A 9,256-nucleotide genomic window follows, 5' to 3' on the forward strand; every position below is an offset into this window, starting at 1 on the left:
CCGCCACCCAGCCGAGGAACGGCGACAGCAGCACGAAGGCGTGTCCCGTGGATGCCGCGCCCAGCCCCAGCGTGTAGGCTAGGCCCGAGTAGTTCATCAGGTAGGCCAGGCCCACGATCAGCATGACCGTCACCACCGCTTTCCACGCCTGCCGCACTGTTTGCGCCGCGCACCCGAAGAAGGCGACGGGCGAAAGCCTGACAGCCACGGCGGTGAGGATGGCGGCCAGGAGGATCGCAGTGCCGGTGGCCAAGGGCTGGAACGTCCAGACCGCGGCGTAAGGCTTGTCGTGGTAGAGGGTGATCGAGATCGCCTTGTCCAGCGCAGGCCAGTGGATGTTCTGCTGGCCGATATTGGCGACCTTGAAGGTGGTCCAAAGCACCACCGTCGCCGAGATGATCGCCCAAGGCAGCCAACCTTGCCACGCCGGGGGCGCGCCCACCGGACGGGCTTCCAGCGCCGCCTCGTCCTGGATCGCGAAGGCCGGGTCCGGCGGCGGTCGCCAAACCCGCAGGAAGGCCAGGGTCGCGATCAGCGAGACCAGCGAGGCCAGCACGTCGGTGAGCGTATAGTCGATGTAGTTTGAGGCCGCGAACTGACCGGCCGCAAAACTTAAGCCCGCCACCAGCAGCACGGGCCAGAGCGCCCGGATCGAGCGCCAGCCGCCGTAAAGCGCCATGACGTAGAAGGGCAGGATCGCCGCCATCACCGGCAGCTGCCGGCCGATCATCGCCGCGAGCGCGTGGGTCGGAAGGCCGGTCACCGAGCCCAGCACGGTGACCGGCGCCCCCAGCGCTCCGAACGCGACCGGGGCGGTGTCGAAGATCAACACCATGACCAAGGCCTCGATCGGCGGAAATCCGACGAGGATCAGCAGTGACCCGGTGATCGCCACGGGCGTCCCGAAGCCGGCCACGCCCTCCAGGAGCGCGCCGAAGCAGAAGCCGATGACAATGAGCACGATCCGCCGGTCGTTCGGCACGTTGGTCAGCAGCCAGGACCGGAAGGCGTCAAAGCGCCCCGAGGCCACGGCGATGTTGTAGACAAGCAGGGCGGCCAGAACGATCCACATCACCGGCCAGAGCGCGAACACCGCCCCGTTGGCGACTGAGCTCAACGCCAGGGTCACTGGCAGCTTCCAGACCATGGTCGCGGTCGCCAGCCCCACGGCGAGGCCGCCCAGCGACGCCTGCCAGGCAGGCCGGCGAAGGACACCCAGCACCAGCAAGACCGTAAGGATCGGCAGAGCCGCGACCAGGAACGAAAACGGCAGGCTGTCGCCGACCGGAGTCAGAAGCTGTTTGAACACCCGGAGCCTCCCATCCCTGAGGGCGGCCTCTTGATGGGCTTCCTCGTCGGCGAAGCTCGGCGGACCGCGGCCGATTGGCAAGCGGCTTCTCGCCGGTCGCGTGACGGCTTCGTGGTTAGATCCTCCCCCGCGCGACCGCGATGGTGAGGCGCAGCCTGCGGGCGAAGTCGTTGGTCGAGGGTCGGCCGGCCAGAGCCGCATGCGCCACGGCCGGAAAGGCTGCGACGCTCAGGGACCGCGAGGCGCTGCGGGCGGCGTGGATCACCTTCAGGAAGGTGGGCTTGAGCGGGGGGTCGGCGGCCAGGCGCTTGCCCAGCGCCCAGGCCGAACCGCCGGCCAGCGCCATCTTCGCCTCGGTCGCCGGGTCCAGCACCTGGGCGGCCAACTGCGCCGTCACGCCACCCGTGTCGCGGGCCCAGTCAAGGACGTCCGCCTCGCCCATGGGCTCGGGATCGAGCTCCCGGTACCGCGCATCGATCAGGGTCTCGAGGTCCGCTCGGGCCAGCCCGCGCCGATCGACGGCGCGGGCCAGAGCCTGGGCCGCCGGGTGATGGCGCACCGGCCGGCCCTCATAGATCTCATCCAGCGCCTCGCGCCACCAGGTCAGACGCATCTCGCCAAGCAGGGCGTTGGAGGCGACCTTGGGCGCGCGGGCCAGCTCGTTGTCGAAGGCGTAGAGGGCCACCACATCGGCGCGCGCTTCGATATCGCCGATAAACCGGCTCGACAGCCACCGGTCCGGATCGACCCGACGGATCGTGGCGTCCAGATCGCCGCTTTGGGCGCTCGAGGCTTCCAGTTCGCTCATCTGGGTCATCGACATGGCCCCTATTGAAAAGGCCCGCCGGTTAAGGCGGGCCTTCCCGTCGTCGAAATCGCCGCCGTCAGCCGAAGACGGTCTGCGACATGGTCATGGCCACCAGCATCGGCAGCGACAGCATCATGTTGGTGCGCGAGCCCAGCATTGCGATGCGGGCCGCTTTCGCCTTGGTGTCAGCGTCCGCCTCGACGAGGCCGAGCGCGCGCTTCTGGTTCGGCCAGATGATGCCCCAGACGTTCAGCATCATGATGATGCCCAGCCACATGCCGAGGCCCAGCAGGGCGTACTGCTTGTGGCTCGCGGGATCGCTGGTCCCGGCCAGGCCGAAGCTCAGGGTCTGGACGATGTAGCCGCGGCTGCCGGCGATCGCCAGGCCCATGATCACCGTCGCCAGCGCCGACCAGCGGAACCAGAACAGCGCTTCAGGCGCGATGTATTTCGAAACCCCCGGCTTCAGCTCCGCCGGCACCAGAGGCATGACGCGGATCTGGACGAAGTTGAAATAGTAGAGCAGCCCGATCCACAGGATGCCGAAGAACACGTGCATCCAGCGCATCACCGCCTGGATGAACGCCGGCCCGGTCCCTTGCGGCCCGGTGGCGTAGGCGACGATCATCACCACCGCCAGCAGGAAGCCGACGATGAAGGTGTTGCGGAAGTTAGAAAGTAGTCCGGCCATTGGAAGCCCCTCGCGATTCCTACCCTGACAGTCAGGTATAGGGCGTTTTGACGCAGCCGGAAACCGGCTCAGACGGCGATCAGGGCGAGCGCCAGCCGCCGGCCCTCCGACGTCAGCACATTGTAGAGCTTCGCCGCCGCCGGCGTGTCCATGAATTCCAGACCCATGCCCGCCGCCAGCAAGGCCTCGCGGATCGCCCGCGGCGGCTGGGCGTTGCGGGACCCGACGCCCAGCAGCAGGAACTCCACCTCCGCCCGACCCGCCTCGAACACCGGCGCGAGCGACTCCACCGTGAGCTCGGCGAAGGTCGCCACCGGCCAGGCCTGCGCCTTGTCGCCGACGATCAGGAGGGAGCCCTCGTGGCGCTCCCCCGACAGCCGGAAACCGCCATCCCCATAGGCGTCGATCGAGGGTGCGTCGCGAGCCATCGACGCGGCCGGTCTACCGGACGGTCTGCGGCTTCAGCGGTTCGGCCGGCTCATCGACGCCGCCGCGCTTGACGCCCCAGAGCATGATCACCGGCGCGGCGATATAGATCGACGAATAGGTGCCGATGCCGATGCCGAACAGCATGATCACCGACAGGCCATAGAGCGTCGGCCCACCGAAGAAGGCCAGCGCCAACAGGGCCAGGACCGCGGTCATCGAGGTGATGATCGTCCGGGTCAGCATCTCGTTGATCGACATGTCGATCACCTCACCGAGCGGCATGGATTTGTATTTGCGCAGGTTTTCGCGGAACCGGTCGAACACCACGACGGTGTCGTTCATCGAGTAGCCGATGATGGTCAGGATGGCGGCGACGGAGCGCAGGTCGAACTCGATCTTGCCGAAGCGGCCCATGATGGCGATCAGGCCGAAGGTCAGGAACACGTCGTGGAACAGCGCCGCGACCGCGCCGAGGCCGAACTGCAGCTCGAACCGGAACCAGATGTAGAGCAGCATCGCCAGGATCGCGAGGCCGAGACCCAGGAGGCCCTTGCTCAAGAGTTCGCCGGAGACGGTCGGGCCCACGACGTCGGTGCTGGCGAACTTCACCGTGCCGAAGGCCTTGGTGAGCGCGCCTTCGACGCGGGTCACCGTGGCGCTGATGTCCGCACCCTTGGGCGCTTCGAAGCGCAGGATCGCCGCGCCCGGCGCGCCCGCGGTCTGCACGGTCTCGTTCAGGTTCAGGCCCTGCAGGGCCGCGTGGATCTTCGCCGGATCGGCAGCCTGGGGCGCGGTGGAGATATCCATCACCGTGCCGCCCTGGAAATCGATGCCGCAGGCCAGCCCCCCGCAGGGCGCCTTGAACGGATAGAGCGTCAGGAACAGGGATCCGATGATCGCCAGCACCGACAGGGACGAGAACACGCGGGCGAGCCGCACGAATCGGAAGTGGGTGCGGACCGGAAGAACCTTGATGAAGGGCCAGAATTTCATGCGCTGGCGTCCTTAGGCGATCGGCAGGGTCTTCGGCCGGGCGGTTTTGAACCACCAGGCGAGAAGCACTTGGGTGACGAGGACCGCGGAGAACACGGTGGTGAACACGCCGATCGCAAGGGTCCAGGCGAAGCCCTTCACCGGGCCGGAGCCCAGGTTGAACATGATCAGCGCCGAGAAGATGTGAGTCATGTTGGCGTCGAAGATGGTGCCCCAGGCGCGCGCGAAGCCCGCCTCCATGGCGGCGATCACGCTGCGCCCGGCGCGTAGTTCATCTCGCATCCGCTCATAGATCAGCACGTTGGCGTCGACGGCGACGGCGAGGGTCAGGATCAGGCCGGCGATGCCCGGGAGCGTCAGGGTCGCCTGGGTGAAGCTCATCACCCCGATGATCATGACGGCGTTCACCGCCAGAGCGATCAGCGAGATGCCGCCGAACAGGCCGCCGTAGATCAGCAGCATGAAGATCATGGTGGCGACCAGGCCGACGATGGCCGAGGTGGCGCCGGCCTTGACGGCGTCGGCGCCCAGTTCGGCGCCCACGGTCCGCTGCTCCTCGACCTTCATGGGCGCAGGCAAGGCGCCGGCGCGCAGCAGCACCGACAGTTCGTTGGCGCTTTCCGGCGTGAAGTGGCCGGTGATCTGGCCGGACCCGCTCGGGATCACGCCCTGGATCGTCGGGGCCTCGATCACCTTCTTGTCGAGCACGATGGCGAAGCGCTTGCCGATGTTGCTGCGGGTGATCTCGGCGAATCGCGTCGAGCCCAGCGAGTTCATGCGGAACTGGACCAATGCGCCGGTGCCACCCTGCTGGTCGAAGCCCGGTTGGGCGTTGGTCAGCATCTCGCCGGTGATCGGCGCGCGCCGTTTGACCAGATACTGCGGTGCGAGGCCGTCGCTGGAAGGGATCACCTCGTCGCCCGGCGGGATGCGGCCGGCGGCGATGTCTTCCGGCGAGGCCTGGTCGTCGACCATCTGGAAGGTCAGCTTGGCGGTCTGGCCGATCAGGCTCTTCAGCTTCTCCGGATCGTTCTCGCCGGCCGCCTCGATAACGATGCGATCCTTGCCCTGGCGAACCGGATTGATTTCCTTGGCGCCGGTCGTGTCGACCCGGCGGCGAATGACTTCGATGTTCTGCTCGACCGCCTTGGACGCCTCGGCGTCGAAGGCCGCCGGCACGAACGCCACGACAATGCGCTGGTCGCCGGAGGTGGAGACGGTCACATCTCGCCCACCGGTCGTGCCGGACAGCGGCGCGCCGATCGTCCCACGCAAGAGGTTCGCGGCCGCCGTGACCTGGGTCGGGTCGGTGATCCGCAAGCCGATCTGACCGTTGATCACCGCCAGCTCGGTGAAGGCGATGTTCTTGTCACGCAGACCGGTCCGGACGTCCTCGGCCATGTTGGTGAGGCGCTCGGTGCGCAGCGCAGCGGTGTCCACCGAATAGAGCAGATAGGAACCGCCCTGCAGATCGAGGCCCAGGTGCAGAGTCGATTTCGGCATGAAGCCCGGCAGGCTTTCACGCACGTGGGCCGGCAGGACATTCGGCAGGCTGAACAGGAGGCCGAGCACCGTCGCCAGGACGACGACGATCACCTTCCAGCGGGCAAGGTTCATCATGAGGGGAAGGCGCTCTTCAGGTCTTGGCGTCGTTGGCCGCGGCCGGCGCGCCGCGCGCCTGGACCTCGGTGATCATCGACTTGCGCACCTTCACGGTGACGCCGGTGGCGATTTCGACACCCACATCGGCGTCTTCGACCCGGACGATCTTGCCGTGCACGCCCGACGACAGGATGACGTTGTCGCCGCGCTTCAGGCCGCCCAGCATCTGCTGATGCTGTTTCATCCGCCGCTGCTGCGGGCGGATCATCAGGAAGTAGAAGAGGACAACCAGGCCGACGAGCGGCAGGAACTGGACCAGCATGTCCATGGGGCCGCCGCCCCCGAGGGCGCCGCCGCCAAGGGCTTGAGCATAGGCTGGGGTCGCGAACATGGACTCTCCGGAAAACAGTGCGGCGGCGGTCTTTCGGGGACCCCCGCTCGAAGTCGGCGGAAGCTATGCGCTGCGACCCCGATTTGCAATGGAACGCCGCCGAACGCCGGGCTAAGCGTCGCGCGGATGACACACGAACTCGAACCCATCCTGTCGCGGATCGCCGAGGCCCTGGAACGCCTGGCGCCCGCGAAGCCCGCCGAGCCGGCGTTCGCGGACGCGCGCCTGTTCCGCCACGACCCGGCCACCGGCGGCTTCCACCCTGCGCCGGACTATCCCCTGCCCCTGGCGGCGCTGGTGGGCGTCGAAAGGCAAAAGGACCGGTTCGTCGAGAATCTGCAGCGCTTCGCCGCAGGCCTGCCCTGCAACCACGCCCTGCTCTGGGGGGTGCGCGGCACGGGAAAGAGCTCGCTGGCCAAGGCGGCGTTCATGGACGTGGCGGCCAAGGCCCCGGAGCTGAAGCTGGTGGAGGTCGACCGCGACCAGGTCACCGCCCTTCCCGCCCTGTTCGACGTCCTGCGCGCGCGCTCCGAGCGGTTCGTGGTGCTCTGCGACGATCTCTCCTTCGAGGAGGGCGCGGACGCGGCCAAGGCGCTGAAGTCGGCGCTGGAAGGCGGCGTTTCCGGCCCGCCGGCCAATGTGCTGTTCGCCGCCACCTCCAACCGTCGCCACCTGATGCCCAGATCTCACGGTGAAAGAGCCGGCCAACAGGAGGACCGCGGCCTCGTCGCCGCCGCCGAGGACGCTGAGGAGGAAGTCAGCGTCTCCGACCGCTTCGGCCTGTGGATCGGCTTCCCGCCCATGGACCAGCCGACCTACCTCGCCGCCGTCCAGGGCTATGCGAAGCGATATGGCCTGAAGGCCGCCGACCTGGACCGCCGCGCCCTGCAGTGGGCGCAACTGCGCGGGGCGCGGTCCGGCCGCGTGGCCTGGCAGTTCATCAGGGACTTGGCGGGGGAGCTGGGGAAGAGCCTGCCGCTCTAGTTCTTCGGCAAGACGAGCTTCGGGTCCACCGGGCGCGCGCGTTCCGCTGGGCTCGGCGTGTAGCGCGCCTCGAAGTGGAGCTGCGGCTCGGACACGCCGCCCGTGGCGCCGGCCTGGCCGATCTGCTGGCCCTGGATGACCTTCTCGTGGTTCTTCACGTCGATCCGCGAGAGGTAGGCATAGACCGTGTTCCAGCCGTCGGCGTGCTGGATCAGCACCAGTTTGCCGAAACCCGGCACCTGGTCGCCGGCATAGACCACCTCGCCGTCGGCAGCGGCGCGCACAGCAGCGCCGAGTTCCGCCTGGATGTCGATGCCGTCGTTGTGTTGGCCGGCCGGCTTGGGCCCGAATTCGGAGAGGATCGCCCCGGTGATCGGCCAGGTGAAGCGGCCCTTGCCCATCTGCGAGATCTGGGCGTCGGTCGGGGCAGGCGTGGAGGGCGCGGCCGGCTGGGGAGTCTGGCCGCCGGCCGGCGCGTAGGGGATCGGGTGCGCGGGCAGGGTCGGGATTTCGCGGCCGCCGGGGACGTAGGGCTGCGGATAGCGGTTCGGGGGCCGCGCCTCCACCGGCGCTTCGCGGTCGTGGTAGCCCTCCGGCAGGAAGACCTTCTGCCCCGATTTCACGGAAAGCACGCGCTTCGACAGTTCGTTCTCGGCGCGAAGGCTGGCGACGCTGACGCCGAAGCGCTGAGCGATGCCGGCGAGCGTGTCGCCCGGCTGTGCGGTGTAGAAGTGCTCGGCGAAGCTCGGGCCATGCAACACCTGGCCAGCGTGGACGGCGTTGCCCTTCAGGTGGTTGAGCCGCTTCAAGGCGGCGACGTCGGTGTCGAGGCGGTCGGCGACCTTGGCGATCGTGTCGCCCTTCCTGACCTTGGAGCTTTCGCCCTTGGCCTCGCGGGTCGCCACCGTGCCCTGGGCCGAGCGGTCCGGCGCGGCGCCGCTGCTCTCCGCCGGCTCGGCGGCCTTGCCCTTGCGGCCCTTGGCGTTCTTGGGCGGCGCGGCGTCGGCCTTTTCGTCCGGTTGATCGTCGGCGGCCTCGACGGCGGGCGCCTTGTAATCGGCCGGCAGGCGAATCTTCTGGCCCGGCCGGATCGAGGTCTTTGCGGAGAGGTCGTTTTCCTCGCGCAGCTCCTCGACGCTGACGTGGAACCGCTTGGCGATGGAGAAGACAGTGTCGCCCTTGGCCACTACATAGGCCTTCTTGGCGACCACCGGGCCTTTGACCACGTCGCCCGGCTGCAGGACCGAGGTCTTCTTCAGGCCATTGGCGCTCATCAGCTCGGCGACGGTAGTGTCGAGCTTGTCGGCGATCTTCTCGAGCGTATCGCCCTTCTTGACCACATAGGCGCCGCGCTCGCCCTTGAGCGTCACGATCTTGCCGTTGGCGGCCGTCGGGGCCGCGGCCGCCGCAGCCTTGTGCTTCGTCGCGGCGAGGGCCGGCGCCGCGCAAAGCGCCGTCGTGGCCAGGAAGATCAGGGCCGATCGCTGCAGGAAATGCGTCATCGCCGCTCCGGATTGTATTTGGGCATGAGTCGGGGCGTCACGGTTGATGATGGGTTAATCGACCCCATCGCGCCAACCCGCAAAGCCGCCGCAGGCCTCTTGCTTGTCTTCGTCAAAGTTCTTTCGCCACCCCGTCGAGGAGGGGCACGAACCGCACATCGGTAAGCGCCTCGATGGTGAATCCCCCCTTGCCGTCGCCGGTGTAGCGCTTGAGGCTCTGCACCGGCCCCTTGCCGATCGGCGCCACCAGGATGCCGCTGGGCTTCAGCTGGGCGAGCAGCGCCGTCGGCTCATCAGACGCGGCGGCTGTGACCATAATGCGGTCGAACGGCGCCTGCTCGGGCCAGCCCTCCCCGCCATCGCCAAAGCGGGTGATCACGTTGGTGAGGCCCAGCGCCTTGAACCGCGCCTCGGCCTCGCGCATCAGCGTCCGATATCGCTCCACCGTGTAGACCAGCCGCGAGAGCTTCGAGAGGATGGTGGTCTGGTAGCCTGAGCCGGTGCCGATCTCCAGCACCCGGTCGCGCTTGTCGACCTTCAGCGCCTG

At 68.0% G+C, this 9,256-nt stretch carries 10 protein-coding genes; 1 reads left to right on the forward strand and 9 read right to left on the reverse strand.

Translation table 11 applies throughout. The features are described 5' to 3' along the window. The 7 genes from E8A12_RS03290 to yajC all read right to left on the reverse strand — a co-directional run. Positions 1-1,309, reverse strand: a 1,309-nt coding sequence (locus E8A12_RS03290; protein WP_293366327.1) for an L-lactate permease, incomplete at its 3' end; no start/stop codon positions are given. 115 nt (positions 1,310-1,424) lie between these two features. Beyond that, complete coding sequence (locus E8A12_RS03295) at positions 1,425-2,126, reverse strand: squalene/phytoene synthase family protein (protein WP_293366328.1); 702 nt, start codon at positions 2,124-2,126, stop codon at positions 1,425-1,427. Positions 2,127-2,193: 67 nt separating this feature from the next. Then, entirely contained in the window at positions 2,194-2,808 is a 615-nt protein-coding gene (locus E8A12_RS03300) for a urate hydroxylase PuuD (protein WP_293366329.1), read from the reverse strand. A gap of 68 nt (positions 2,809-2,876) precedes the next feature. Continuing rightward, a complete protein-coding gene (locus tag E8A12_RS03305) occupies positions 2,877-3,236 on the reverse strand; it encodes an Mth938-like domain-containing protein (RefSeq protein ID WP_293366330.1) in 360 nt (119 codons plus the stop codon). 13 nt (positions 3,237-3,249) lie between these two features. Then, complete coding sequence (gene secF / locus E8A12_RS03310; RefSeq protein WP_293366331.1) at positions 3,250-4,230, reverse strand: protein translocase subunit SecF; 981 nt, start codon at positions 4,228-4,230, stop codon at positions 3,250-3,252. A 12-nt stretch (positions 4,231-4,242) separates the two neighbouring features. Continuing rightward, complete coding sequence (secD, locus tag E8A12_RS03315) at positions 4,243-5,850, reverse strand: protein translocase subunit SecD (protein WP_293366332.1); 1,608 nt, start codon at positions 5,848-5,850, stop codon at positions 4,243-4,245. Positions 5,851-5,866: 16 nt separating this feature from the next. Next, a complete protein-coding gene (gene yajC / locus E8A12_RS03320; RefSeq protein ID WP_293366333.1) occupies positions 5,867-6,223 on the reverse strand; it encodes a preprotein translocase subunit YajC in 357 nt (118 codons plus the stop codon). Positions 6,224-6,349: 126 nt separating this feature from the next. Here yajC and E8A12_RS03325 point away from each other — a divergent pair, with 126 nt between their 5' ends. Continuing rightward, positions 6,350-7,207, forward strand: coding sequence for an ATP-binding protein (locus E8A12_RS03325; protein WP_293366334.1), 858 nt, complete (start codon positions 6,350-6,352; stop codon positions 7,205-7,207). Here E8A12_RS03325 and E8A12_RS03330 read toward each other — a convergent pair. Together E8A12_RS03330 and E8A12_RS03335 are read right to left on the reverse strand one after the other, a co-directional pair. Then, positions 7,204-8,709, reverse strand: a complete 1,506-nt coding sequence (locus E8A12_RS03330) for a LysM peptidoglycan-binding domain-containing protein (protein WP_293366335.1) — start codon at positions 8,707-8,709, stop codon at positions 7,204-7,206. The genes E8A12_RS03325 and E8A12_RS03330 overlap by 4 nt on opposite strands. Before the next feature lie 112 nt (positions 8,710-8,821). After that, a partial coding sequence (locus tag E8A12_RS03335) for an rRNA adenine N-6-methyltransferase family protein (protein WP_293366336.1) occupies positions 8,822-9,256 on the reverse strand: 435 nt, incomplete at its 5' end.

Origin of the sequence: Phenylobacterium sp., assembly GCF_004799395.1 — a bacterium.
In the GTDB taxonomy this organism is placed as follows: domain Bacteria; phylum Pseudomonadota; class Alphaproteobacteria; order Caulobacterales; family Caulobacteraceae; genus Phenylobacterium.

Excerpts from the sequence above, each read along its gene's own strand:
- yajC (WP_293366333.1), bottom strand. The coding sequence starts at position 6,223 with ATGTTCGCGACCCCAGCCTATGCTCAAGCCCTTGGCGGCGGCGCCCTC.
- E8A12_RS03295 (WP_293366328.1), bottom strand. The coding sequence starts at position 2,126 with ATGACCCAGATGAGCGAACTGGAAGCCTCGAGCGCCCAAAGCGGCGAT.
- E8A12_RS03300 (WP_293366329.1), bottom strand. The coding sequence starts at position 2,808 with ATGGCCGGACTACTTTCTAACTTCCGCAACACCTTCATCGTCGGCTTC.
- secD (WP_293366332.1), bottom strand. The coding sequence starts at position 5,850 with ATGATGAACCTTGCCCGCTGGAAGGTGATCGTCGTCGTCCTGGCGACG.
- secF (WP_293366331.1), bottom strand. The coding sequence starts at position 4,230 with ATGAAATTCTGGCCCTTCATCAAGGTTCTTCCGGTCCGCACCCACTTC.
- E8A12_RS03330 (WP_293366335.1), bottom strand. The coding sequence starts at position 8,709 with ATGACGCATTTCCTGCAGCGATCGGCCCTGATCTTCCTGGCCACGACG.
- E8A12_RS03305 (WP_293366330.1), bottom strand. The coding sequence starts at position 3,236 with ATGGCTCGCGACGCACCCTCGATCGACGCCTATGGGGATGGCGGTTTC.
- E8A12_RS03325 (WP_293366334.1), top strand. The coding sequence starts at position 6,350 with ATGACACACGAACTCGAACCCATCCTGTCGCGGATCGCCGAGGCCCTG.